The sequence below is a fragment of the Ruegeria sp. H9 genome (assembly GCF_056532915.1).
On the sequence record NZ_JBQFNX010000001.1, the window covers coordinates 1,018,834 to 1,044,865 of the forward strand.

24 protein-coding genes and 1 riboswitch are annotated in these 26,032 nt (G+C 55.7%); of the genes, 11 read left to right on the forward strand and 13 right to left on the reverse strand.

Annotated elements, in window-relative coordinates:
- Positions 1-9: 9 nt before the first annotated feature.
- A complete protein-coding gene (locus ACR0CZ_RS04755) occupies positions 10-438 on the reverse strand; it encodes a MerR family transcriptional regulator (protein ID WP_170392752.1) in 429 nt (142 codons plus the stop codon).
- A gap of 177 nt (positions 439-615) precedes the next feature.
- Here ACR0CZ_RS04755 and ACR0CZ_RS04760 point away from each other — a divergent pair, with 177 nt between their 5' ends.
- The 8 genes from ACR0CZ_RS04760 to ACR0CZ_RS04795 all read left to right on the forward strand — a co-directional run bounded on the left by ACR0CZ_RS04760 (position 616) and on the right by ACR0CZ_RS04795 (position 6,974).
- The gene (locus ACR0CZ_RS04760) at positions 616-1,215 is read left to right on the forward strand and encodes an SCO family protein (protein ID WP_480459756.1); all 600 of its coding nucleotides are present in this window, start codon (positions 616-618) and stop codon (positions 1,213-1,215) included.
- A 5-nt stretch (positions 1,216-1,220) separates the two neighbouring features.
- Positions 1,221-1,643 carry a disulfide bond formation protein B gene (locus tag ACR0CZ_RS04765; protein WP_170392751.1) on the forward strand — a complete coding sequence of 141 codons (423 nt, stop codon included), beginning with the start codon at positions 1,221-1,223 and terminating at the stop codon, positions 1,641-1,643.
- Positions 1,640-2,299, forward strand: coding sequence for a DsbA family protein (locus tag ACR0CZ_RS04770; RefSeq protein WP_170392750.1), 660 nt, complete (start codon positions 1,640-1,642; stop codon positions 2,297-2,299). Before ACR0CZ_RS04765 ends, ACR0CZ_RS04770 begins: the two co-directional genes overlap by 4 nt.
- A gap of 18 nt (positions 2,300-2,317) precedes the next feature.
- Positions 2,318-2,797, forward strand: a complete 480-nt coding sequence (locus tag ACR0CZ_RS04775; protein ID WP_170392749.1) for a copper chaperone PCu(A)C — start codon at positions 2,318-2,320, stop codon at positions 2,795-2,797.
- Positions 2,797-3,423, forward strand: coding sequence for an SCO family protein (locus tag ACR0CZ_RS04780; RefSeq protein ID WP_170392748.1), 627 nt, complete (start codon positions 2,797-2,799; stop codon positions 3,421-3,423). The genes ACR0CZ_RS04775 and ACR0CZ_RS04780 overlap by 1 nt, the downstream gene beginning before the upstream one ends.
- The gene (locus ACR0CZ_RS04785) at positions 3,420-4,787 is read left to right on the forward strand and encodes a M23 family metallopeptidase (protein WP_170392747.1); all 1,368 of its coding nucleotides are present in this window, start codon (positions 3,420-3,422) and stop codon (positions 4,785-4,787) included. The genes ACR0CZ_RS04780 and ACR0CZ_RS04785 overlap by 4 nt, the downstream gene beginning before the upstream one ends.
- A 76-nt stretch (positions 4,788-4,863) precedes the next feature.
- Entirely contained in the window at positions 4,864-5,055 is a 192-nt protein-coding gene (locus ACR0CZ_RS04790) for a hypothetical protein (RefSeq protein WP_170391782.1), read from the forward strand.
- Between the two features lie 23 nt (positions 5,056-5,078).
- Positions 5,079-6,974 carry a penicillin acylase family protein gene (locus ACR0CZ_RS04795; protein WP_480503655.1) on the forward strand — a complete coding sequence of 632 codons (1,896 nt, stop codon included), beginning with the start codon at positions 5,079-5,081 and terminating at the stop codon, positions 6,972-6,974.
- 192 nt (positions 6,975-7,166) lie between these two features.
- On the opposite strand, the gene ACR0CZ_RS04800 is transcribed toward ACR0CZ_RS04795, so the two are convergent.
- Positions 7,167-9,509: a heavy metal translocating P-type ATPase gene (locus ACR0CZ_RS04800; RefSeq protein WP_170392746.1), complete on the reverse strand. Its 2,343-nt coding sequence runs from the start codon at positions 9,507-9,509 to the stop codon at positions 7,167-7,169.
- A 159-nt stretch (positions 9,510-9,668) separates the two neighbouring features.
- Here ACR0CZ_RS04800 and ACR0CZ_RS04805 point away from each other — a divergent pair, with 159 nt between their 5' ends.
- On the forward strand, positions 9,669-9,968 hold the full coding sequence (locus tag ACR0CZ_RS04805; RefSeq protein WP_480537045.1) for a hypothetical protein: 300 nt from the start codon (positions 9,669-9,671) through the stop codon (positions 9,966-9,968).
- 41 nt (positions 9,969-10,009) lie between these two features.
- On the opposite strand, the gene ACR0CZ_RS04810 is transcribed toward ACR0CZ_RS04805, so the two are convergent.
- Positions 10,010-10,672 (reverse strand): L,D-transpeptidase, encoded by a 663-nt coding sequence (locus ACR0CZ_RS04810; protein ID WP_170392745.1) that lies wholly within the window; start codon positions 10,670-10,672, stop codon positions 10,010-10,012.
- A 215-nt stretch (positions 10,673-10,887) separates the two neighbouring features.
- Positions 10,888-11,100, forward strand: a riboswitch (cobalamin riboswitch).
- Positions 11,101-11,176: 76 nt separating this feature from the next.
- Between ACR0CZ_RS04810 and ACR0CZ_RS04815 the strand changes: the two genes are divergently transcribed.
- Positions 11,177-11,860, forward strand: a complete 684-nt coding sequence (locus tag ACR0CZ_RS04815) for an energy-coupling factor ABC transporter permease (RefSeq protein ID WP_170392744.1) — start codon at positions 11,177-11,179, stop codon at positions 11,858-11,860.
- Between the two features lie 105 nt (positions 11,861-11,965).
- On the opposite strand, the gene ACR0CZ_RS04820 is transcribed toward ACR0CZ_RS04815, so the two are convergent.
- The 10 genes from ACR0CZ_RS04820 to ACR0CZ_RS04865 form a co-directional block, all read right to left on the reverse strand.
- Entirely contained in the window at positions 11,966-12,589 is a 624-nt protein-coding gene (locus ACR0CZ_RS04820; protein ID WP_255611833.1) for a transglutaminase-like cysteine peptidase, read from the reverse strand.
- 504 nt (positions 12,590-13,093) lie between these two features.
- A complete protein-coding gene (locus ACR0CZ_RS04825) occupies positions 13,094-14,515 on the reverse strand; it encodes an AMP-binding protein (protein ID WP_170392743.1) in 1,422 nt (473 codons plus the stop codon).
- A complete protein-coding gene (locus ACR0CZ_RS04830) occupies positions 14,508-15,353 on the reverse strand; it encodes a hypothetical protein (protein WP_170392742.1) in 846 nt (281 codons plus the stop codon). Before ACR0CZ_RS04830 ends, ACR0CZ_RS04825 begins: the two co-directional genes overlap by 8 nt.
- Complete coding sequence (locus tag ACR0CZ_RS04835) at positions 15,350-16,681, reverse strand: hypothetical protein (RefSeq protein WP_170392741.1); 1,332 nt, start codon at positions 16,679-16,681, stop codon at positions 15,350-15,352. Before ACR0CZ_RS04835 ends, ACR0CZ_RS04830 begins: the two co-directional genes overlap by 4 nt.
- Positions 16,678-17,778 carry a DUF3419 family protein gene (locus ACR0CZ_RS04840; RefSeq protein ID WP_170392740.1) on the reverse strand — a complete coding sequence of 367 codons (1,101 nt, stop codon included), beginning with the start codon at positions 17,776-17,778 and terminating at the stop codon, positions 16,678-16,680. The genes ACR0CZ_RS04835 and ACR0CZ_RS04840 overlap by 4 nt, the downstream gene beginning before the upstream one ends.
- Positions 17,771-20,227, reverse strand: coding sequence for a PEP/pyruvate-binding domain-containing protein (locus ACR0CZ_RS04845; protein ID WP_170392739.1), 2,457 nt, complete (start codon positions 20,225-20,227; stop codon positions 17,771-17,773). Before ACR0CZ_RS04845 ends, ACR0CZ_RS04840 begins: the two co-directional genes overlap by 8 nt.
- Positions 20,224-21,135: a UbiA family prenyltransferase gene (locus tag ACR0CZ_RS04850; RefSeq protein WP_170392738.1), complete on the reverse strand. Its 912-nt coding sequence runs from the start codon at positions 21,133-21,135 to the stop codon at positions 20,224-20,226. Before ACR0CZ_RS04850 ends, ACR0CZ_RS04845 begins: the two co-directional genes overlap by 4 nt.
- Complete coding sequence (locus tag ACR0CZ_RS04855; RefSeq protein ID WP_480503650.1) at positions 21,132-22,370, reverse strand: hydroxymethylglutaryl-CoA reductase; 1,239 nt, start codon at positions 22,368-22,370, stop codon at positions 21,132-21,134. The genes ACR0CZ_RS04850 and ACR0CZ_RS04855 overlap by 4 nt, the downstream gene beginning before the upstream one ends.
- 370 nt (positions 22,371-22,740) lie before the next feature.
- Positions 22,741-24,108 (reverse strand): sensor histidine kinase, encoded by a 1,368-nt coding sequence (locus tag ACR0CZ_RS04860; RefSeq protein ID WP_480544529.1) that lies wholly within the window; start codon positions 24,106-24,108, stop codon positions 22,741-22,743.
- Positions 24,105-24,773, reverse strand: coding sequence for a response regulator transcription factor (locus tag ACR0CZ_RS04865; protein ID WP_480537043.1), 669 nt, complete (start codon positions 24,771-24,773; stop codon positions 24,105-24,107). Before ACR0CZ_RS04865 ends, ACR0CZ_RS04860 begins: the two co-directional genes overlap by 4 nt.
- A 139-nt stretch (positions 24,774-24,912) precedes the next feature.
- Here ACR0CZ_RS04865 and ACR0CZ_RS04870 point away from each other — a divergent pair, with 139 nt between their 5' ends.
- On the forward strand, positions 24,913-26,001 hold the full coding sequence (locus ACR0CZ_RS04870) for a type 2 periplasmic-binding domain-containing protein (RefSeq protein WP_170402506.1): 1,089 nt from the start codon (positions 24,913-24,915) through the stop codon (positions 25,999-26,001).
- Positions 26,002-26,032 lie beyond the last annotated feature (31 nt).

Genomic DNA, 26,032 nt, shown 5'->3' on the forward strand with positions numbered 1-26,032 from the left:
TGCCCAGGGTTACGCGCCGATGTCTTCGTGATCAGTAAGACATTCGGAGTGATCGCGTAGAACTTCGAGTACACGACAATCCGAAGTGTTGCCGCCACTGCATTCATGCACCATGCGCTCCAGCTCGGTCCGCAACGCTTCTAGCCGCGCCATTCTTTGCTCAATCTGTTTGAGTTGCCGGCGCGCAATACTGTCGGCTTCATGACATGGGCGATCCGGATCGTCGGACAAATCAAGCAGTTCGCGTATCGCCTCAAGCGAAAACCCCAATTGGCGGGCGTGACGGATAAAAGCCAGGCGATCCAGTTCGGTATGGCCATAACGCCGCTGGCCACCCTCGGTGCGCCCCGGTTCCGGCATAAGTCCGATCTGCTCGTAGTAGCGGATCGTCTGAACCTTGGTTCCGGTCTTTTTTCCAAGCGTTCCGATCGTCAGCATCTGGGTCTCCTTACAAAGCTACAGCTTATGTAGGCTCGGGTTGACGCCGCACAATAGAACCTTCCAGCCGGTGGACCTGTGACACCCAGCCGCAGGCTCAAAATCCCCTTTGAACCTCTAGCAGGTAGAGGGTGTACATGCCGTTCTGAACCAAGAATCACAGGCGGACGGCTAACTTTGAAACTGACCGTATTTCAAAAAATCTTATGGGTACTGGCTGGTGTCGCAACGGCGGCATTTGCCTATCTGATGCTGTGGTCAGAATATAGACCTGCGCGGATTGAGGAGGGGTCTGTTCCGTTCGAAGCCAGGTTCGAACTGACAGATCACTCTGGTGTTGTCCGCACCCAGAACGACTTTGCAGGCAAGTGGATGTTGGTGTTTTTCGGTTTCACCAACTGCCCCGACGTTTGCCCTACAACACTGTCCGAGGTGGCAGCAGTGCAGGAAGGTCTGGGAAATCAATCAACCCAAGTGCAACCTATCTTCATATCCATCGACCCCGAGCGCGACACTCCGGCCGTGCTGGCCGAGTATGTGCCACTTTTCGATGCGGGGATCATTGGGCTTACAGGCACGCCGGAACAGATTGCGGAGACGTCCAAGACCTTTCCGATTTTCTACGAACGGATCGAACAAGCTACTGCACCGGACGGGTATACGATGGGGCATACCTCTCATCTGTTTCTGTTCAACAAGAACGCTGGATTCGTTCAGTCCTGGTCATATGGCACGCCAGCCGAAGAAATTCTTGCGGATCTGAAACAAAGACTCTGAGCACCATGTCCCGGTTTTCCAAAGATACACTTCTTGCCCTGGCCTGGACGATTGCCCTGGTTGCGTCTCTTTCTGTTCTGTTCATTGGAGAGATCTTGGGGCAGAAGCCCTGTGTGCTTTGCTGGTTCCAGCGTGCGTTCATGTTCCCATTGGCGATCGTACTGGGGCTTGGCCTGTGGTGGCAGGACCAGAACGTGGGCCGCTACGGAATAGCACTGGCATTGGGGGGCGCTGCTGTCGCCTTGTGGCACATGGGCCTGTATGCTGGTCTAATCCCAGAAAAAATCCAACCATGCTCGGCCAGCGGTCCGTCCTGCACGGATGCAAATCAAACTGTTTTGGGCATCCCGATTCCGCTGATGGCGCTCGTTTCATTCGCGCTAATCGGCGTTCTGTGCGCCCTTTCACTCAAGGAGAAACAAGTATGAACAGACGTGGCCTGATTTTGTCCGTTCTCGCATTCGGTGGTGCCGGATTCGGAGCCGCTTCCTGGTACGTGAACCGTCCGGCTGCTTCAGGCAACACCGAGCCTGTCGCACCCGAAATCGCTGAAACACTTATCCGTTCCTACTCGCCTGTTCTCGGCCCAAAGGACGCACCGGTTACAATCGTCGAATTTTTCGATCCGGCTTGTGAAGCCTGCCGCGCCTTTCATCCGGTCGTGAAGGACATCATGGCACAGCATGGAGACGCCGTGCGCGTTGTGATCCGGTACACTCCTTTCCATGGCGAAGGCTCAGAGGAGGCGATCCGCGTGCTTGAAGCGGCACGCATGCAGGGGGTCTTTGAACCGGTCCTGGAAGCTGTGCTGCGAGAGCAGCCCAAATGGGCCGCGCATGGTGCGCCTGAGCCTGGTCTTATTATTCGAATTGCAGCAGCAGCGGGACTGGATGCCGAGGCAGCGCAGACACAAATGCTCGCACCCCAGACAGTCGGTGTTCTCAATCAGGATCGCGCTGATGTCGAAGCAGTTGGTGTACGGCAAACTCCCACGTTTTTCGTCAACGGCAAATCGCTCGATCCGTTTGGTGAGGCCGAGTTGAGGCGCCTGGTCGCTGCAGAAGTTGCAGCGCTGCAAAGCTGATCTATAGCGAGAGATAAAATGAGACTCACTGCAAAAAATACTCTTCTAGCAGGGGCGCTAAGTGCATTCGGTTTTGCGGCCATTCTCTCGGCGCCGGTACTAGCAGGGGTCGATGATGTTGTCGTTGAAGGAGCCTGGTCGCGCGCGTCAATCGGCACCAACCGGCCGGGGGCCGCTTACATGACGATCCGCAACACCGGCAATGAGGCCGTTACGCTGACGTCTATCCGCACCGATCTTGCGATGATGCCCGAGATACATCAGACATCGACCAATGCAGAGGGCGTCAGTTCCATGGCACCAGCTGGCGAGCTGGAAATTGCGCCGGGCGGTTCCGTAGCGCTTGAGCCGGGCGGGCTCCACGCAATGCTCATGCGGCTGCAACGCCCTATGACCGAAGGCGAGAGCTTTACGCTGACTCTTATCTTTGCCGATGGCGCAGAAAAGACTGTCAACGTGCCGATATTTGGCATTGCTGCGCGAGGCCCTGAGAACTGATGCAGCGGCAACGCGTTCTCAAATTCGGGGCTGCTGGACTTGGTGTAATCGGCCTGACACTCTTTGCCGGATGGTGGCAAGTGGATGGGCCGGGAGCGGCTCAATCTGATCGCCTTCGTCCCCTTGCGTTGTCAGACATGAACTTTCGCATGGTTGATCACGAAGGGACCACCGTCACCCCGCAATCGCTCGTCGGACGTGCAACAATGGTGTTCTTCGGCTTTACCTACTGCCCGGATGTTTGCCCGACGACACTTTCGGATATTTCCCTCTGGCTGGATGATCTGGGCAATGACGCGGATGAATTGAACGTCGTGTTCATAACCGTAGACCCTGAAAGAGACACAGTCGAATCTATGGCCGACTATGTCAGCTACTTTCATCCCGCTGTCCGAGGGTGGGTCGGCGTTTCGGACCAAATCGCTCAGGCCGCAGACGATTTTCGCGCCACTTATGAAAAAGTTCCAATGGAAGATGGCGACTACACAATGAACCACACTGCAAGTGTATTTCTGTTTAGCCCCACAGGCGAATTTGTCAGCACCATCGACTATCATGAGCAGAGAGAATTCGCTGTGCCCAAGATCCGTCGTGCTTTGAAAAGTGGAGCGGATAAAACATCATGAACGCACGGTTTCTAGCAACCTCGGCAATTGCGATCAGCAGCGTCTCAATTGCTTCGATCGTGTTCATTGCCTCGAACCGGTCTGAAGTGACGGCGCCTGCGCCCACGGTCTTTCCGGTGCCCAAGCTTCCTGCGGAACCGCAGATCACATCGGCTCCGTTGCTGAACGTACCATCAGCAGAACTCGCTCCAAGCCCCGTTTCGTTTCGACCTGCTCAACCGGAACCCATTCAGGCAGAGGAACCTTTGCCACCTGTTGAACCGCCTTCACAGACATGGACGCGCGAACTTGCGTTGGGTGACACGCTCGACAGTTTGCTGTCTAAAGCCGGGATCAACGCAACCGATCGGGCCGAAATCGCACTTGCGCTTGGCGCTGAATATGATTTGCAGCGTTTGCGCCCGGGCCACTCGATAACAGTCATTACAACCGCAGCGGATCAACCGCAGAGCGTGGAGCTTGCGGTGGAAGATGGTGTAAGAATCGAGGTGATACTCAGCGAAACGTTGTCCACGCGCGTGGTCTCGCCAGAACCCGACACCGTCATTCTGGCCCGCAAAACAGAGATCGAAACTTCGATTTCAAATGCGCTGAGTAGCGCAAAGATCCCGGTTCGCTTTGCGGTGGATCTGGCGCAGATGCTGAGCGGGACAGTGGATTTTCGGAGGGACCTGACAGGTGGTGAAGCTCTCCGTCTTCTCTGGCGCGAAAAGAGCATCGATGGCGAGAGAACAGGCCAGCCAGAACTCATTTTTGCGGCGCTGGAAGTTGATGACCAACTTTATGAAATAGCATGGCCAGATGCCGAAAATGGCCGCGCCACAATCTATGTCGATGGTGAGCTTCTTCGCGTCTTCTCGCAGCCAGTCGAGGGCGCGCGCCTGAGTTCAGTCTTTGGTCGGCGAAAACATCCGGTCTACGGAAATGTTCGGATGCATACAGGTGTCGATTTTGCTGCCGCACGTGGTACTCCGGTGCATGCGACGGCCCCGGGCCGCGTGTCTTATATTGGTTGGCGCGGGGGGTATGGGCGTGTGGTCGAAATCGCTCATGGATCGGATACGGTCACGCGATACACGCATCTTAGCGCAACCGCCGATGGTCTGACCAAAGGTCAGCGCGTGGAGGCGGGCCAGGTGGTTGGTCGTGTCGGGTCGACCGGCACCGCGACCGGCCCAAATCTTCATTATGAAGTATTGGTCGACGGGCGCCCGACAGACCCGCTTTCTGACGATCGACTTGCTGCCGCTGCGAATGACAAGGTAGAAAACGAAGCAGCGCAAAAGCGATTAAGTAGTGCACGGGCACAGCTTGAGAAGCAGCTGGGCGATCTCACTGCCAAGAAACGCGAAGCTAACTCGTGAGAGTTCTTTCAGAACGCCTTCAGACGCGCGGCTATCAGTTTGACGGTTTGAACGCCTGAAGTGAACTGCACCGCAAATGAACAAAATCAGAGGATGTAAGATGATGGCAATCGCGGGTGCCTTGGTTGGCGCCGTTTGGGGTGGGGTTCTGGCAAAGCGCCGGAATGGCAACAGCCTTGATATTCTTCAGTATGCTGCAGGATACGCCATCGTTTGTGGCCTGATTGCGTTCTTTCTGTCGATCGCAGTTGTGCGTCTGATTTCCTAGGCTGATCCGAATGGTGGTTGAAATTGAAAGCGCTGCTCAGGATTGTGCTTGGGTTGGTTCTTGCAGCCCTGTTCATCGCTACCGTCTGTTTCGTCACGGCTACATATCTCATGCTGGCTTCTCTTCCGGACTATGAGGAAGATTTTAGGTTAGAGGGTTTGAAAGATTCTGTGGACGTCCTGAGGGACTCTATGGCGATCCCACATATCTCGGCTTCATCCCCGTCCGATGCCTATTTCGCACTTGGTTTCGTTCATGCGCAGGATAGATTGGGTCAGATGTTAAGGGAACGACGGTCCGCTTCGGGTAAAGTACCAGTTCCGCGATATCGCGATATAGATCCAGTTTTGTCTGAAATGCTGATTGCCTATGCAGCCGGTGTCAATGCATGGATCGGGGAGGTGTCAAAAGGCCGGCGTGGCCGGGGGGCACCAGAACTGTTGTTGTACGATGAAAAGACAATCATGGCCTGGCGGCCAGAGGATAGTCTCAGAATAACTCAACAGTTCTTAGGCAATCTTCGGCAGGCCGAGAGTGGCGGCGCGTCAATTCCAGGCGACAGACCGAAAACACCCGGATTGCTCAAGAGCACGCCAAAAGCTCGGCTGGGTGCCTGGGCATTGACCAGTGAACGAACGGTTTCCAATTCCCCAATTCTCGCGATCGAGACTAGCGGGCCGCTTTCGCTCCCATCAACCTTGTACATGGCTGATCTTCAATTTCCCTCGGGGGCAGTAGCAGGGGCGACTTTGCCCGGCGTTCCGTTCGTTGTTCTGGGTCGTTCAAATGACGTTGCTTGGGCCTTGGACTCAAATGCCGGGCAACCTGAATTGCAAAACGGCACATCCGAACGGGTAGATAGCGATATCTTTTTGAGAACTCTTTACCGACTGACACAGGTAGTCACCGCAAAAGACGCCGTGAAGTTGATCTCTGAAATGCCTCTGTTCGGGTTGGAGACCGTCGTTATTGACAAAGAAGACGTCATGACCTGGCCGGGCATCTCCGATGAAGATGCAATCCTGCTTCGGCAGCAAAGGCTCAAAGAACTTGATGCGCGCCAACGCGTTTTTTCAGTTGATGGTGTTATGGCGGTACAACAAGATACCGTTAGTTCAGCAGCGCGTAGCTTGTTGCCTCTGATGGCAGCGGACTTGTGGCGTTCTGCACCCATGATCCCCGCAACCGACGACCCGCTCGATGGAATCCGACAGGATGCCTTGAACCGCTTGGCTGAATGGAACGGTGAAATGGATCGTTTTTCGCCGGAGCCATTGATATTCTGGGCATGGACGCGTGCTTTGCAACGCCGATTTCTACAGGATGAATTTCCTGCGGCGCGTGATTTGTGGACCAATCCGAATCCATATTTTCTTGCCGCGGTTCTTTCAAATAGAGACGAGGCCGCGATGTGGTGTGACAATCGCACCTCAACTCGTGTCGAAACCTGCGACGAGTGGATCGTTCTCGCACTCGACGATGCGCTCGTCTGGATAATCGAGCGCTACGGTCCCGACCTTTCTTCGTGGAGCTGGGGAGCTGAACACATTGTGAATCTGGATTGGTCTGCGGTTAGCCCAGCCGGATTCCTCAATGGGTTGTTATCTGTGCGGGAACCGAAGTCCGGAGGACCTTATTCATTGCTCTCGTCTCAATTCGGGATGTCTGACGAAAAACCGTTTGCAACAAATATCGGCACGAATTTTCAGGCCGTCATGTCTGTTTCAGAAGACAAAGGCTTCTTTTTTCTGACACCATCCGGGCAGTCGGGACACCCGCTTTCGCGGTTCTACAAGAACTTGTTTTCTTCATGGATGCGCGGTGATTACAGGATGATGACAATGGATCTGGCAGTAGCAGAGGGTGGGGCAGTGGGGCGATCCAAACTAACCCCCCTCATTCAGGATGAAGTTGACTGATTAAAGTGCGGCGCCGGGAAACCAGATCAGTGTCAATGTCCCTCATCTTCAGGATGAAATGCCACACAAAGCCCAGGACTGATTGATATATCGGGCACCACGCCACAGTGATAGATTGCGAAAATCGGCTGTGGGATGCTGATTTCAATGGGCATCCCACAGCACACGCGATCTTAGGTTCCGCGCGCCTGATTACTGCCCATGCGCCAATTCAGCATTTTCACCTGGCGTTCCAACGGTTTCTGTTCCTGTTGAGTGTATGTTACCCTCCGAGGCTTTCAGAAGCCGCAAGGCGTTAGCCACGACCAGCAAGGACACTCCGACATCTGCGGCGATTGCACCCCACATTGATGCCAATCCAAAACCGGTAAGGGTCACAAACAGTGCTTTGGTCGTAAGTGAGAAGCCGATGTTCTGACGGATGATCGACATGGTTCGACGTGAATGATCGATCAGCCAGGGTACTTTGCCGATGTCATCAGTCATCAGAGCAATGTCTGCAGTCTCAATAGCAGCATCAGATCCAACTGCACCCATCGCAACTGCATAATGTGCCCGAGCCATCGCAGGCGCGTCGTTGACGCCATCGCCGATCATCGCAACCATCTCGTGCTGTTCTGCCAGTTCCTCAATCGCAGCGACTTTGTCCTCCGGCAGAAGTTGGGCCCGGACTTCGTCGATGCCGACTTCGGCTGCTACCGCTCTCGCTGTTTGTTCGTTGTCACCAGTCAGCATGATGATTGACTTCACGCCCTGCGCATGAAGCCGGGCTACGATGCTTCGGGCTTCGGGTCGAATGCGGTCCCGCAGCTCAAGCAAACCGGTTAACCCGTTCTCATCCCCGACAACAACAATTGTGCTTCCCGCGCTCTCGATTTGGTTGCGCAACTCGGCAGGGATGGACGCGCCAAAGCCTTTCTCGACAGCGAAGCGGTCAGAGCCAAGCCAGATATCTCCACGCTCGGTACGGCCTTCCAGACCACGACCGGGAACGGTTCGGATGTCTTCAGCCGCCGATATCGAAATGTCGGTCTGTTCTGCCCGGGTCAAAATGGCGCGGGCCAGCGGGTGTGAAGACCGAACCTCAAGGCTGGCAGCGTTCGCCAACAGCTCCTGCTCGGATGCGGCGCCCAGCGGATAGACATTGGCCACTTCAGGCTCGCCCATGGTGATCGTGCCTGTCTTGTCCATGGCCAGTGCGGTGGTACGCCCGGGGGCTTCGATATATGCGCCGCCCTTAATCAGAACCCCAGCCCGGGCCGAAGCGGTCAAAGCCGCAACGATTGAAACCGGTGTGGAAATGACGAGCGCACAGGGGCAGGCGATAACCAGCAGAACAAGTGCATTGTAAAACCAGAAGCCCCACGATGCGCCAAATGCAAGCGGTGGGATCAGGGCGATAGCCACTGCGACGACCATAACGATGGGCGTATAGATCCGCGCAAATTTTGTAACCCACTGCTCAACCGGCGCACGGCGAGCATGAGCATCACCGACCATCCGGATGATCTTGGCAAGCACGGTATCGGACGCTGTTTTCGTCGCACGTATTTTGAGGGTGCCTTCACCATTGATTGTGCCGGCATAGACCTCATCACCCAGCTCTTTAGGAATCAGCGCGCTTTCACCTGTGATTGGAGCCTGGTCAACGGCACCAGCCCCTTCGATGACTTCCCCGTCAAGTGGAATGCGATCCCCACCCCGAACGATGAAGCTGTCACCGACAAAGACATCCGCCGCCGGGACCGTTGCCTCAGAACCGTCAGCACGAACCAGCCGAACCGTCGGGGGGGCCAGATCAAGCAGTGCGGATACCGCGTTCCGAGCACGTCCGACACTCCAGCTTTCCAGATAAAGAGAGAGCGAAAAGAAAAATGCCACAGTTGCCGCTTCAAAAAACTCACCCAGAGCGATGGCACCAGCGACGGCAACAACCATCAAAAGGTTCATATCCGGCGAAAGTCGACGCGCCGAAGACCAGGCCTTAGGGGCCACCAGCCAGACGCCAAACAAGATCGCGACCGCGAACAAAGCTGCCTCGGCTAAAGGCATCGGAACCTCACCATGTCCCGAGAACAGCCCGAGCGCACCGCCCATGCCGGTTTCGAAAATGTGCCAGCCAAAACCTGCTGCCCAAAACCCTCCGCTAAGAGTGGTGAACCGCCGCTGACGTGCAATATGCGCCGCCTGGTCCTGGGCGGCATTTCCGTCATCCCATGGTTTGGCGGTCATACCAGTACTCGCAACCAGCAGCATGACATCTTCGTCAGATAACTTGGAAGCACTATCAAGAAGTGTCATCCGACCGTTGATCACATCAAATGCAAGATACTCTTCACCACCTGCTTTCGGGCCGACGACACGGTTCAGGATCGCCACCTCTTCGGCGCAATCAAGGCCAGAGACCTGAAAGCTTCTACCACCTTCAGGAATTGGACCGGCGGGGGCGATGTCGCCACACCCGCCACTACCGCATGCGTGGTGACCATGTTTGTTTTCGTGGCCATGGTCGTGGCTATGGGTATCGGATGACATGATTGGACCTCAAGAATCTCTATGGTCCTTTGTAAATAGTTCCTACAGTAACTAGAGCTTCAATACCTTTTATATTTTTTTCATCCGGGTTCTTTGCCTGCGATATTGTTAGTTCATTTCGTCTTGCGGGCCGGCCGTGTGGATGCAATCCAATTGCAGATGACGCAAAAAATTTGGAACAGATCAATGCAGAAACGGATCGCCATTACCATCACGTTAGTCTCGATTACGGCTGGTTGCTCAGCCCAGTTCACTGGGGCCAAAAGCAAAGCACTTGAACCAGGCAACGTGCCAGATTCGGTGGTAGCGCTGGCAGGGCCGGCGCAGGATTTGACCACGGCACGCCTTTTGCCAGAAGATAATTGCTTTTGGTATGAGCACAGCGGACCTGTCGAGACGACATTGGTACCATTGCGCGCGACGAATGGCGCTCCGATCTGCATTGCGCGCGACGCCTGATCGAAATGAGGGCAGCGACGTCCACCTACGCTGCCCAAAATTTATGAGCGGGCTGTGACGCTATCTTCGGCCGAGTATAGGAAAGCGGTCGAGCCGGTTTTCACGTTTGGGTAGAGGTCATTGATATGAGCCATGATCATTCGCACACATCCAGAACTTGCGCGACCGCCGATGCTTCTTGGCTCAGGCGTGCCGTGAATTCTGAGATATGTGTCTCGGTCTCCAACGTATAGATAAAGGGCACGAGAGCCGAGAGCATTATTCGGCCCGGGCTCCATGCCATTCCGGAATTCCGCGTATTCGGGGTTGCGCTCGATCATTGAAGCGGTTGGTGTCCAGTGTGGCCATTCGACCTTTCGGCGGATAACATAGGTGCCGGGCTCGTAAAGATTCCCACGCGCGATCGCTACGCCATAGCGCATTGCGGTCCCGTCTTCTTCGATATGATAGAGATAGCGCGCGACGGCATCCACATGGATGTCACCTGGAACCAAACCATCATTTGCCGCGACGCGTCTTGGTAAAAAACGGTCATGAACACCCCACGGATTTGAGGTCATTGGATCGTAACCAATTGGCGTGACCTGACTGTCCCAATAGGTCTTCTGCGATGCGGTTGGCCAGGTTTTGGCGATCAATGGACTGGCCGCAGACGCCGAGAACAGCGCTGTGGTGGATTGAATGAAATGGCGCCTTGTAAGCATAGGTCTCGTCCTGGTTCACAAGTTTAACGTATTTGGATCGCACTATCGCGAATTAATCCGAATCTTAAAGCCTCTAGCAGCTAGAGCTTCAAGAGGTTTCAGGTAACGCTTGGTTTACCCTGTCGATCAAGTGACCGGTTGCGTGAATCCTGCTTCGGTCGAGTTTACATTGGAATAGGTCGCAAAGACAATTGACACAGGCGAAGCCGCCATTGTAGCGGTGAATTGTTTTCGGTTCCTGATGGCTGAAGCCAAAAGGATTAAAAGGGAATACGGTTCGGTGTTTTCAATGGCGCCAATTCCGTAACTGCCCCCGCAACTGTGAGCGGAGAGCGATGCCAAGACACCACTGGTTCGTAATGGAACCGGGAAGGTTGGCGGAGCGAGCACCCGCGAGTCAGGAGACCTGCCGTAAAGCGCCGGGCTATGCCCAGACTGAACCTGTCGGCCTTACGGTCGATTCAACCTGACAAGCCGCCGGGTGAGGCGGTAGGGAGAAAGAACATGCATATCGAACCGGGCATCGTGAATGGTGCCAAAATCGCGCTTTCCTATGTTACCGCCGCAGGTGCGGCTACTTACGCAGCGAAAGAAACGTTTTCCACATTGCGAGCGAATGGACCTGCATCTTTTGTTATGCGCTCGGTGCTCGCCACTGTTGGGGTTTTCCTTTTCTTCGAAGTCCTGCCGCATTTCCCGGTTGGTGTCTCTGAAGTCCACTTCATCCTGGGGTCGACGCTGTTTCTGCTTCTCGGTGCTGCACCCGCGGCTTTTGGATTGGCAGCTGGTCTCCTGATTCAGGGTGTGTTTTTTGCCCCGTTCGATCTTCCGCAGTACTTCATCAACCTGACCACTCTGCTGGTGCCGCTATTTGCGCTACAAGCACTGGCCAGCCGCATCATCGCACCCGGCACAGCATATGTTGACCTCAAATATGGCCAAGCTCTTGCCCTAAGTGCGACGTATCAGGGAGGAGTAGTCGCATGGGTTGGGTTCTGGGCCTTCTACGGCCAGGGTTTCGGCGCAGAAACCATGGCGTCGGTTCTGTCCTTTGGCGGTGCTTATATGCTGGTAATTGTCATTGAGCCGATTGCTGATCTGGCAGTGCTTGCGGCAGCCAAGGCGATGCGCGGTTTGAACAGTACAGGTCTGGTGACTCCGCGTTTGTACAACGCTGCGAAAGCTTGACCAAAGTTTGAAGCGGTGTCCTAAACTTGGGTTGCCGCGAAACAACCAGTAGCCGCAGGACCAAAATTTTATTGTGGCGCGTCTCGAGGGCGCGCCACATTGTTTTTAGCCGCTAGAAACCTGTACCCAACGATCAGGGTGATTTGGGTCCTGTATTCGTAGGAAAAGATACCTCGTTTCCTTCCACGATTTGATCCTGTTGGTGACATTGTCCAGAATCAAATCGCCTTCACTCGAGCGATAAACTAAAACTGCATGGCCACTGCGATTGGTGTCTAAGACAGTTGCAATAAGTAGCTTCGTAGGATCCAAGCCGTTCTGCATTAGTTCAAACTTCTTTTGCAAAGCGAAATCTTCGCAATCCCCTGACCCCTGCATTGGTAGCGTCCAGTATTCCTTTGTCCCGTATTGGTTTTGATCCGAAACGGCGCGGATCCTCCGATTGACGCGCAAGTTAATCGCTTTAACGATCTGTTTCTCCTGCGCTTCTGGCAGACCAGAAGTACGAGTATTCGCGCACGCCCACGAATAATCTTTGCAGAGTGATTTGGCGCCCGATGGCGCCTGAACCTCTCTATCTAGTTTGATCCAGGGAAGCTCAGAAGCTTGCAATGAAGCGGCGGAGACAAGGTAGCTGCATATGATACAGGCCAACGATAGATAAACTGGTAACCGTTCCGAAAGTTTTTTCTGAGCGGAAGTAGGTTTTGTCATATCTGCTTTCCCCATACTCGTTTCTCCTGGGTATCTGAAGCTACCGAGCCAAGAGAACTCTATTTCAATCTTTTATGTTCATCGACGCATTACAACAGCTTATTCAATTTAAAATGCAGAGCAGCAAAATTCGCGAGCGCGCAGTTATTAGTCGTGATTGTGTGCGTGAGCTTAATTGAGATTCTTGCAGCAGCATAGAAGAAAGCCGGCTAGTAGTTCTGGGTTAGAAACGCTTGAGGTTTGGGACGGATTTGGATGACGCGTCAAGCCGAACATCTTTGTGCAATGACATGGGTATCAACCGTTCGCCGGGGCGCACCCTAACAGTGTATCTGCGATTATATGTTTCATGCGGCCAGATGTAACTGGCAATTGCAGATTTCCCCTGACCAAGGTGTGCAGGTTTTGATTGGAAATTCTAAAACAATGACTTCGTCGCTACACTCAGTCCTCTGTTAACGCGCACAGCGACGGGAGCGATGAGTTGGGCAGGCTCAGTGGCCTACGAGCCATATTGCGTCAGGTTTCTATTATGCGTGTAAGTTTCGTACGATCGACTTTGGAGGCATGACGCTTGTCCATAGGAATGTGCTTAATCGAAATCACATTTGGAACGTCAAAACCAAGCGCAGATTTAGTCCAATCGTCGATGTGATCCGCGGAACCTTGGACGCAAAGTGTGGGGCCTGCTTTGGTATTGACGAGCGCGCATCGATCTACACCTGGCCATCGCTGTGCCGCGACTTCGATAGCAAAGGGGAAGAGCGTACCTGAAAAGACTTCAATTTCGGACCCGACGCGCCCCCATAACCATAAACGCCCGTCATCATCCAGCGCGCCAGCGTCACCGGTCCGGTGCCAAATGACGTCACCTTCCTTGATTTTGTTGTTCTTTGAGTGGGTCGGGTTCAAATACCCGTCATTCACATGTGCGCCGGCGACCTGAATTTCATTGTCGCGGATGCGGAGCGTGATTTCGGGCACCGGGTATCCCACAAGAAGACCCCTTCCAACAGCCATGTCGCGGTGATCCTTCACCGTGATATCCGCGGCGTCAAGATGGGCAATCGGTTCAGCCTCGGTCGACCCATAGACGCACACAACTGACAGGCTGTGCCGGGTTCTCAACGCCTCGACAAGACTCGGAAACACCGGACCGCCGCCGGTAAACACCGTGTGCAACGGACCGGTATCGTCGGATTGAACCAGTTTTTCACATAGCGATGGTGGGATGAGGGCCCGGGTGATCTGTTGCGTTTGGAGCCAGCTTTCCAACTGCACAGTCGACAGGCGGTCCGGCTTGCTGAACCTCCAGTTGGGTAGAACACTTGTGCGCCCGGCCGCCAGATTGATCAGGGTGAACACCGGAAAGGCCACCAGATCGCGCTCGGCCTTGCGGCTGTCGAGGAGGGGTGCGATGGCATCGTACTGCGCCATCAAAAACGCGTGCGAGCGCGGAATGGCTTTGGGCTGGCCAGTTGTACCAGAGGTAAAGGAAATAAGGGCGATATCGTCCGGTTGTACCTTTTGCGCCACCGGGTTGCTACGGCTTTTACCAGGCGTCAGCAGGGGCAGGGCCCAGAGATCCGGAACCAGAAACTTCAGCAAAGAATACGCACCCGCTGCACAGAACGCTTTTGGCTTCGTTGTTCGGGCGGCGTGGCGCAGACCGGCCAGCCCTAAGGCTGGCTCTGGTAAGACAGCGGTTGCGCCAAGGGTCCAAAGCGCAGCCAGACTCGCATATAGGTCCGTGTTGACAGGCATGGCCAACAACACACGATCACCTGACCGGATACCCTTGTCCTGCCACCGACCTGCCAAGTGCTGAACGCGCGTGTGCAGGGTTTGAAAGGTGATCTCGCAGCCTTTGCCGTCCACTATGGCTGTCCGGTCAGGAACCCGTTTAACCGCTGCGGCGAATTGGGACAGCAGGTCAGCCATTCAGCTTCCGTCCAAGCAAAGTATAGCGCCGGAATATTGTCGCGCCTTCCGCTGCACTGCGCTCGGCGGAGGTGTTGTCATCATGGATCAGCGCATGAATGGCGGTTTCGTACCCCATCCTGAGCGCCGCCTTGTGAAACCGGTGAGCCAGATGCCGTCCGGCGCCCGGTTCGAGGCTTGCATAGGTCTTGAGGATTGCGGATGCCGGATTGGGGCCTTCGGCATAATTGGGAATGCCAAACAGAAACCCGGCCAATGTCCCGTCATGGCGGCGCGCAAAAAGGATCAGGTCGGGCTTCATCATCGGCACAACTGGCATATACATGGCCAGAAAATCTGCCTCGGCAATCGGTTTGTAGAACGCGTTGTTTGAGAACGCACGGGTTGAAAGTTTGAAGACCTGACGAAACAGGGCCTCGGGGTCTGTTCCATCCCATTCTTCCACGACAAAACCATCGGTTACTGGCGGTGCTGATCCAGCGGCGGTCCGCAACGGCACCCGGGCCGAAAAATACCGGCTGATCTCTGTAAATCCTGCCGACTGGAAAACCCCCGGCTCATGAAGTTTGTTGGTAGGCTCCATCAGGAACGGAGCGGACCCGTCGCTATCCGAGACGAACCGGTAACTGTGCCAGGTATCGCCTGACATCGGCCCGATGATGCGATCCAGGCCTGCGTCTTGCACCCTCTCGATCCCTTTGCGCAGGATTTCGGCACCGGCTTCGGGCGTTTTGCAGGAAAAATCGCCGAAGGTCGCGGCGCGCGCGCCTTCCCAGTTCGGACCGTTCAGATAAACGGTCAGCTTTGCATCCGCCGTTCTGATGTTCTCTTTGGTCATGAAAAAACTCCGGCAAAGAACCCAGCACTTAGCGATCCAGCAACGATCCAAACGTAATAAAGCAACGGCGGCGCGAGGGCCAATAGCGTCAGCCTGAGCACCCTATCTTTTTCGAACCAATGTGGTCGGAGTAACGGCGCAGCGACTGAACAAGCTAATGAGAACAGGGCCAGTACCGTCAGCGGCTCGGCCCAGTTCGACTGTTCAGAATTCTGGGAAACAGCCCATGTCCGAATAAGAAACAGGACAGCCGCAGCAATGGGTATCACAATAGGAATGGGACGCAGCGCTACAGCGGTGAGGCCCATAGCCAGCCCCATCGCGCTGAGCCCAAAAAAGGAAACCGCATCCCATCCCGTTGCATTTCCAGCCGCAAGCCAACCGAACCCCAAAAGCCCCAAGGCGGCTATGATATCCAGATCGGGGTACTTACTGTCACAAGGAGAAGCGGTACGCGCCCAGCCATGTGCGGCAAGAACCATGATCGGCAGTACTGTGTTCTGCAGTTTTGCGGCGGCCAGCAGCAAAAAAACCGCGACAACATACACACGGGTCGCATGTTTGGTCAGGCCCAGTTTGGTTCCCACCACGCCAAAACTGGCAAGGGCGGCAAAGAACATGGCGGCCAACAGCGCGAGCTCTGCCAAAGAGCTGAAATAGTGGCCGTTTAGGAAAATCAACAAGCCAAGCGGCAGGAACAGGTTGTCAAACCCGCGCCAGCTTTGTGCCTCGACCAATGTGCCAAAAGCCGCAACCATAAGGCACAACATCATGATGTTAGATGGCGGGAGTTTCGATAAGAACAAGAAGCAGATGATCGCAACCAATAGCGTTACGACAAAAAACACCACGGACCCTTCTAAGCTCTTGTCGCCATCTTCTACCACGTAGCGTTTGGTTCCATACGTAGTCCCGGCAAGCGCAGCGGCTGCATCCGCCAGTGTTAGAACGGCGATTGGCAGGATGTAGAACAGCGTGTTTTCCCCGGCTAGCAGAAAGCATAGCCCAACTGACAGGGCGAGCAGAAAGTCGCCGTAGGACGTACGATCCACACCATGCAAAGTTGCACCCAGACCCGACGAAAAACGAGGCAGGCGCAGCACCAGCATCACCAGGATTGTGGCCGCAATCAGCATGTAAACCGGCCAGCGATCGGGAAACAACCAGGGCAGCAGCAACGCAAAGAGGCCGGTGCTGACATGCATAAGCTTGCGCTGCACTTCGGGTTTCAGGCCCGCTGTATTAGCCAGATTGCGTATAATCATCATTACGCCGACCAGAGCCAGCACCGACCCCGCCGCCAGCAGAATCTGCCCAATAACAGTCACGGTTGAAACTCTTCGACGACGAAATCCGAATAGAAGAATGCCATGTCGCGGGCCTTCTGCTGTGTTTCGATGTCGGTCAGGGTTTCAACCTTGTTTCTGAATTCCGACGGAACCCTCCGGGGTGCCATCATGTTCCAATAGACTAGTCGGGCATTTGGCTCTGCAGCGGTCAGGATCGACCCGTAAACCTGATGGAAGGTCTCGGGCGACATGTACTCGAAGATGTCGGACAGGTTGAATCCTCTGGCTTTTTCGTCGGTTGACACAAAAGCCTCAAGCGATCCAAGGCGGATGTCTAGACGATCCAACCGGGATCGGATTGTCTCATAATGCTCGGGACGCCACGCCATTGGCAGCGCGTCGCCATGATCGCCTTTGAGAATCCAGTGCAGATAGGGATTTTGCGAGGGATCGGTGGTGACTCCCGCATGACGGATGCGGCGGGCGACATGTTGGGCCGGGCTACCCTCGACATGGTCGAAAAACGCACTGTCCCGGCCCATGCGACCCATGACGAGGCGAGAGAAGAAGATGTTCAGCAAAAGACGCCATCGCACCGTGTTGAACCGTGTGTCGAAGAACGACTGTCGCTCTGCGGGCGAGCGGGGTACAAACACTGCGTCAATCGTTCGGCGTGAATGCACAAGAGGCAGTAGCCAAGTTCGAAAGATGCGAAAATAGCGCTCGAACTTGCCGACGCCACCGATGCCGTGTTTTTCGACTTCCGTGATCAGAGTCCGCCAGAAAGCGCGCGTTTCGGCATCTGTGGCTTCCAAAACCTGGTTCAGCAATGCGCCCCGTCGGCTACTTCGCCGCGAGCCGGTGAGTTCAATGAATTCGGGATGGGTCAGCACCTTATAGGCCGCGATCCTGAGCTTAAGGCAGGCCAGCTGGGCCGGTGAAAGATCCAGAACGACAATGCGCGCGGGATCGAGTGTCAGCATTGCCAGCGCATTATCCCCGGCAGAGCAGATGGAGACCAATGTCTTGCCCGCACAATCGCCCAAGGCGGAGGTAAGAACATCCGCGTCTTCCCACAGTTGGGCATAGCGGATATGGTCGAAATCCGCTTTTTTCTCAATCTCACTGCTACCCATCGCAGCGTTCCACCGCACCGCTTGCCCCGTCGACCCGGATCATCTCGCCATCTTCGATCCAGTTTGTGGCGCCTTTCAGGCCAACCACGCAGGGGATACCCAGTTCGCGCGCGACAATCGCAGAATGTGACAACAGAGACCCCCGTTCGACGACGATGGCGGATGCGTTCGAGAATACTGCGATCCAGCCCGGATCGGTGTGGCGCGCCACAAGTATATCTCCGGGGTTCAAGGCCTCGGTGCGCGGGTCGCGGATCACGCGCGCGCGCGCCTTGATCTGACCTGCGGAACAGCCCGTGCCCTGCTTCATCCGTGCAGGGTCCACCTCGGCTTCTGCGCTCTCGGACCAGACCGGCGCGATGGCGGGGCCACGGATTTCGATGCGTTCCGGCGGATCTGGGCGTCGGGACGAGGCTTCGTCTTCCAGTTTGCGCTGCGCAACGATGCCTTTCAGATCAGGTGTCAGGCTATAACCTTCGACTGCTCCGAGAACTTCATGTGTTGTCAGGAAGAATACATCCTTTGGCGATGAAAGCAGGTCACGCGCAGCGAATTCGCGGCCGATGCCCAGAAACACGCGCCGCGCATAACCAAATATGCGCGTGCGTTCAAAGCGCAGGTTTTCTCGGTCGCGCACCCGCGCCTTGGTCCAGCCTAAAATCCATTTGGCGAAGTACCGTTTGAGTGGGTTTGACGGAAACAGAGCCTTCCAGTCCGGTTCATCGCCGTCCTGACGCCCGGCAGGTGGACGTTCAGCGCTGGCTGCAATGGCCAGCAACAGACTGGTCGGGTCATCGCGCAACGGAACGCTTTCCAGCTTGAGCTCTTCCGTACACCGGTCGCCGAACTTCTCAAGATACGCATCAACCTCGGCTTCGATTTGTCGGTGTCCTGACAAAACCGACAGATGTGCATTGGTCTTCAAAGGAGCGGCAAGCCCTGCCTGCCGAACCAACTCTCCCATCCGGGCGATGCGTTGCGCGGGTTCCGCCGAAACGATATCACCTTGCCCGATCATGAGGTCGTTGTGCAGGGTCAACCCGGCCTCGCCCAGCCACTTTTGCAGCAGGTTGCGCGAGCCGCCAAAGGCAATCATGCACAGGAAATCGTTGATCAGCGGGGCATCCCACCGATCCAGCAGAGTGCTTTCAATGCGCCGGTATTCCGCAGCCAGTTGGGTCGCGTTAGAGGCATCCACGTTCAGCCCCGTCTGTAATATGTCGTTCAGCCTGCGGTAAAAATCACGCCGGGTCTGCGGTAGGCGGATGGCCTGCCAGATCAGGCCGCCCGCAACCTTGACCAGTTTCGCGTACTCCACGACCTTGCGCCAGCCGGTGGTGGGGGGTGGGGCAAGAGCATCCGTGACCTCACGCGGCATCGGTTCAGAAACGCCCATCATCGTTTCCATATAGTCGCGGTTCAGTGAAAACCCGGGCAACAGTGCCAGCGCGCGATACCAGTTGATCAGATTGTAATAGGCGCGCCCGTCCACCCGCCCCAGTAAATTGTCAAACACAGTGGGGTTCAGCGCGACCGTGTACCGGGACACGCCCAGCAGCCTAACGAAAGCGCGATATACCTGAGAATACACGTGCAGGGCAAAGGAATAAGTCAGCGGGCTGACGATGCCCGGATAGCTTTCGACGATATTGGAATTGTCGAAAATGGTAAGCGTCTGATCTTCGAGCGGGGCAGGGCGCAGGGCCGTGGTGATCGGGCGGGCCTGCAGAATATGCAGCCCTTGCGCATCAATGGCCCATTCGATGTCCTGAGGAGAACCGAATAACGCCTCGGCCTTTCGGGCGAGGGTCTCGATGGATCGCGCCTCCGTGACGGTCAAATGTGCAGGGGCGTCAGGAGCGCTTTCCGGTACGCCATCTGCATCGATGACCCAGTCTTCTCCGTCCGCTTCCCCCGACACAAGCTGCTCTGCAAGCCCGTCAATCGCTGAGATCACGACCACATCGCGCCGGCCACTGACCGGATCGGCAGAAAAGGCGACACCGGCCGCTTTGGCATCGATCATGCGTTGCACGATGATCGCGGGGGCCTCGGCCTCGCCGCCGGATTTGACCGCGCGGTAGGTTTCGACCGTTGATGAGAAACCGGATTGCCAAACCTGCTTGGCCGCCGCGATTACACTCCTGCCGGGAACATTCAGGACCGTTGCGAACTGTCCTGCATGGCTGTGGTCCACGCCATCTTCGGACTGGCCAGAACTGCGTACCGCGTACGGCCCGGACCCGAGTGTTTCAAGCGCGGTGGACACAGCCAGTCGCAGGCCTTTTTGCGCGATCGGGCCCGATTGCCCCATACGAAACGCGTCATTTGTGATGACAAAGAATGCGGGCGGGGAAAACCCGTGCTGTGACAGATGCCACAGGGCTGCCGCTTTGCCTCCAACCACAGAGATGTCGTTGGCATCCATTTGGTCGACGATGAAAGTCATGCTACGGCTCCGATCAGGTAGGGTAGGAAACCAGCCGTGGCATAACAGAAAAATACCCACAGACCGGAAACAGTGTCCATCCTGTTCTGTGCTTTCACAGTGGGTGCCTGACCGTAGTGGAATGCAGCAACCCCGCAGGGAACCAGCGCTAGTGCGCCGATCAGGGCGCTTGGCCAGCCAACTCCGGTGGCGCTTCCTGTGCCGGCGAGAAGCGCGTAGGATAACAGAACGCAGCCGATCCAGATACGTCCCGCCGTACGCGGACCCCATAGGGAGGAATAGGTGTCGACCCCTTCAATCTCGTTTTCGGGCGCCCACAATTTCCGCCCGATCTCAAGGACGCAGCCATTCACAAAGGACAACGCCAGGAACAGCAATAGTGAGGGTGCTGCGCCGCCTGCCGGCAGCCATTCGAGGCCAGTCAGCAATAGATCGATCAAGGGCATGATTGCCATGTGGCTTAGCAGGTACAGAACCGGCCGGGCCTTCAGCCAGGCCGGGACACCGAATTCAACTGTCATCGCAGCGAGCCAGATCCAAACCGCGCCCAACAGCCACAAAACCGACGGGTGCCAGAACCAGGAAGCCGCAAGTGCAATTGGAATGGTCAGTAAGCCCAAGCTCAAAACTTCGCCTGGTGAGACCAATCCGCGTGGGATTGGCCTGTTGGGTCGGTAACGTCGGTCATCCTCGGCGTCTTTGAACTCGTCACAGACCCGCATCTGGAAGAACAGCGCCATGGCCAGCACAAAACCGGCGGCAAAGGCAGGCCACTCGGGCAAGGGGCGGTCTGCCAGACGGGCAGACACACAAATGCTGGCCGAGGAAAACACCAGCAGCAGGGGGACGGTTTTCTTAAGCGGAAAGCGCTCGGATTGGTAAATCCAAAATCGGTTCTGAAAGCTCATCTGTGGCGGGCCAGACTTTCATGGGCGCGGGTGAAATGACCGGCAGCAATCGCGGCGACAATGGAGATTTCGCCGCATAAGCACGTGGCCGCAGCAACTTCGGCCAAAGCCGTGCCACACCCGCTGCCCCGTAGACCGAGTATGTTCAGCGCTGCTGCCTGGCTTGGCAAACCGGTTCCGCCGCCGACCGAGCCGACAAGGATATTCGGAAGCGTAACCGAGCAGAATAGATCGCCGCCCCTAGGTTCCATACGCGTGACGCCCATTGCACTTTCGGCAACGCAGGCCGCGTCCTGTCCGGTTGCGATATAGAACGCAGCCAGCCCGTTGGCATAATGCGCCTGTGCGCCAAACTGGCCAGACAAATGTGCGCCCAGATTGGCGACACGGCCATAGTCCAGCATCGCCTCGACCGTCGTTCCCAGTGTCTTTTCGACAATCTCAGCCGGAAGCGTAACCGAGGCGCTGACTTTCCGCCCGCGCCCCGTCACCAACCCCAGCGCCGAGGCCTTTTTGTCGCCCGAGAAATTACCTTCGACATACCAGTTCTCAATCGCAACAGGACAGCTATCCGTGATTGCGTGGCAAAGGGCGTCGGTGGCGATGGTCACCATGTTCTGACCTGCAGCATCACCAGTGGTATAGCGGCAAATCAGGAAAACGACGTTGGTGTCAATGAATGGCTCCAGCGATACAAGCTTGCCATGACGGGTCGTCGCTTCGGCCGCAGATTTGAGCCTGTCAACATTGGTCACCACCCAATCCACAAATTGCCCCGCTCTTAGCAGGCTATCGAACACAAAGGCCGGGGTCCGCAGCACGCCTTCGTATAAAACAGCGGTACTGATACCGCCCGACCGAGCGGCGGCGTAGGCGCCCCGGGCATAAGATGCGACCAGCGCTGCCTCGGTTGTTGCGAGGGGGACATGAAAGTCGCCGTTGGCGTTCATTCCGTTCAGGCGTAAGGGGCCAATAACCCCGACTGGAAGCTTAACCGTCCCGATGAAATTCTCGATATTGGCGCCATAGGTTTCGGCATCTTCGATAGCCGCCGAATCTGCAATTTGTGCCTGATCCTTGTCGCTGGCCGTTGGTTTCAACTTCTCCCAGAATCGTGCGACCATCTCCTTGGTCGGCTTGCGAGATGGGCGTAAGGTTGAAAACTCTGCATCGCTTGGCGCCATCTGCTGAGGTATCTGGTCAGCATCAAATCGTGCTTTTATGCGTTGAAGCATTTCCCGGACATGAAACGGAATTACCAATAGCGCGCTCCAATAGATTTTCTGTGCAACGCTGTTGCAATCAAAAACCGCTGCGAGGCAAGTTATCAGTCGTTTGATCGAAATCCAGTCAAATGTTCATCGATCAAGTGTTTGATCCTAAAGGGTCTCGCATTTGTCGCAGTTGAAATTACCGGTAGGCCTGAGGACGATGATCTTGGCACGACACGCATCGCCAATGCGGGCCCCCAACTCACGCGGGGCCGGCACGTTTAGTGAACATCTCAGTCGCAGCAAAAAGGACGCGGAAAACCTACATTCGCAGCAATTTTAAATAATGTATTTCAATCCTGATAGGGGCCGGATTTGTCAAAAACGAAACAATTCAAAGAATTATCGGAAGTTCAAGCGTAACGCTCGCTCCTCTTTCGACCTGGTTGATTAAGACTGATCCGTCGTGGCGCTGCGCCACCGCAGAGACGATTGACAAACCCAGACCACTGCCTTCGGAATATTCCAACTGGGAGAACCGACTAAATGCAGCTTCGCTTTGGTCGGGCGAAAGGCCAGCGCCGTCATCAGCGACAGTAAGCCTAACGTTTCCGCCGTCAGAACGCAGCACGACTGAAATGCGGCTCAGTTTAGCGCCACCGTGCTTAACAGCATTGTCTAACAGGTTCTTTAGAGCTTCAGTTAGAAACACCTGATCACCTGATACTGTGACCGCCGTCTCTGGCATCGTGACATCAAACTCGATGCCTTTTGCAAGAATGTGAACTCCCATTTCTGCGCAGGCTTCTTCGACAACCGAGCGGAAATCAATTTCAACCATTTGATCTTGGTGCGTCGGTTGCCTGAGCCGTTCAAGTGATAGCAGTTGTTCAGCGACTGTTGCTGAGTTCTTTGCCGCTGCGACAAGCTCGATGATGCGTTTATCGCGGTCTTCATCGGTTTTCGCATCTCGAAGCGCTTCGGCCATCGACTGAACGGCGGCCGCAGGGTTCCGTAGCTGATGTGCGGCTTCGGATATGAACACCTGATGGGCATTGATACTTTTTTCCACCTGTCCAAAGAGTCGGTTCAAGGTTTTGACGACACCTTGAACTTCGACCGGTACAGGGCGTTTGATCTCACTCAGGTCATCTGGGGAGCGCAGGTCGATTGCGTCCTGTAAATCCAGGAGGGGCCGCAGGCCGCGAGCAACTCCGAACCATACCACAAATGCCAGAGTGGCAAGTAGGATTCCCATGAGAATTCCTGCGCGGATTGACAGCTCATTTGCAAACGCGTTGCGATCCGCCATACGTTGCCAAACTGTGACCGTCGCATCTCCTATCAAATTTTCTATGGTCACACGTTCTGTCAGCTTAAGAACTCGTACCGGCTCGTCGCGATAGAGTGCTTCGAAAAACTGCGGCCTGTTCGCCTCTTGAGCAGACGGGTTTGCGGGTGCCGGAGGGTATGCATAGCCGGTCACGTAGATGCCACCCGGGCCCGTAACATGATAAAAGATCTCTCCGCCCGACGCGTCGCGGATCAAGCTGCGCGTGGTGGGCGAAAGTGCGTCACCTCCTGAAATCGCGACATCTCGTGAAATTGCAAGACCGGCAGATAGCAGGCTGTCGTCGAACAGCTCCTGAGCCGTTTCCTGGGCAATCATAAAGCGCCAAAGCCCAAGAAGGATCGCAAGCAACACCAAGGGTGTCAGGATAAGAATGAAGAGTCGTAGCCTGAGGGAGCCGTGCCTGATCACTTCTGCACCTCAAGAAGGTACCCCAAACCGCGCGCTGTCTTGATCTTAACGCCGAGATTCTGAAGGCGTTTTCGTAACCGCGACACATGAGGTTCAACAGCTGAGTCATCGACATCGGCCCCAACGCCATAGACATAATCTGTGAGTTGGCTTTTAGGAACAATTCTGCCCCGACGCTCCAAGAGGCATTCAAGCACCGCTATTTCCCGCCGTGGTATATCCATGACTTGGCCCTGAACACTAACCTGACGCGATGCGCGGTCGAATTCGAGGCTACCGATGCTCTCCCGCGCTCCGTAGTCAAGTTCTTTGCGCCGAGAAAGTGCTCGGACGCGTGCTTCTAACTCGTCCATTTCGAAGGGTTTGACCAGATAGTCATCTGCGCCCATATCCAAACCGGTCACCCGGTCGCTTGTTTCGGTGCGCGCTGTTAGCAGGATCACGGGCGCACTGTCACCACGTTCGCGAAGCGACCTCAGGATGTCCAACCCTGACCGGCCGGGTAGGTTGATATCCAGAACGATCAAATCCGCGCCTTCTTGTTGAAGGTACAGCTCAGCCGCATCTCCGTCAGTCAGTATATCTGCCGCATGACCTCGGTCACGAAGGCGATAAGCAATGGCATTGGCGAGTGGCTCATTGTCCTCGACTATGACGATCCGCATTAGGTCTCCCGCAAGTTTCGCGCAAGGTTGGCGCTCCATGATTGCCAGATGGGAGGGGGAATCAACCCCACAGTTCTATTTGCGATCACGGTAGCGCCGGGGGCGATGACGTGATTGTCTGGTCAACAGGGAGGAACCAATGACCATTTCCAACTTCACCCGTCGCGCCGTCGTGGGGCTGATCGCCGCCGCCGGTATCGCTGCACCTGCCGCTGCCGAGGTTGATTTCTCGGGCAAGACCATCGAATGGGTCATCCCGTTCTCGGAAACGGGTGGTTCGGCGAAATGGGCCAACTTCTTTGCGCCGCTTCTGTCCGAAGCTCTTCCGGGTCAACCGACCGTGGTCGTGAAATTCATGCCGGGTGCTGGTTCGACCAAAGGCGCAAACTGGTTCCAGGAACAAAGCCACGATGATGGAACCTTGTTGTTCGGCACTTCCGGTTCAACTCAATTCCCTTATCTGCTGAGCGATCCGCGCGTGCGATATGAATACAACGACTGGATCCCGGTCATGGCGTCCGGGACGGGTGGTGTCGCCTATCTGAACGCAGAAGATGGTGCCAAGTTTGATGGCTCCGCAAATGCGTTGAAAGACACGAACTTCATCTACGGCTCGCAGGGCGCAACGCGTCTGGATCTCGTGCCGCTGTTGGCATGGCAAATGCTGGGTATGAACGTTGAGCCAGTCTTTGGCATCAAAGGCCGTGGCGATGGTCGTCTGATGTTCGAACGTGGCGAAGCTAACATCGACTATCAGACCTCATCCGGCTATTTGGGTGGATCGGCCCCGCTGGTTGAGGCCGGTCAGGCTGTGCCGATGATGACCTGGGGGGCGCTGGATGCCGATGGAAACATCGTCCGCGACCCGACCTTCCCTGATATTCCAACCTTCAAAGAGGTTTGCGAGGCAACGGATGGCTGTGAAACCAGTGGCGAGGCGTGGGACGCTTGGAAAGCGTTCTTTGTCGCGGGTTTCCCGGTTCAGAAGTTGGCTTTTCTGCCTGGTGATACACCACAGGAAGTGGTCGACGCCTACACCGCAGCGTTTCAGGCTGTGACCGAGCGCGGCGACTTTGCTGATATTTCGTCCAAACGCGTCGGTAAGTACCCGGTATTTGTAGGCGACGGTTCCAAGGCGGCGCTGCAAACCGCGACAAACGTCGACGACAATGCCAAAGGCTACGTTCTGAACTGGCTCAAAGAAGCCTACGGTGTCGAGCTGAACTAAGCCCACACACCACAGCGCGCACCCCAATGTC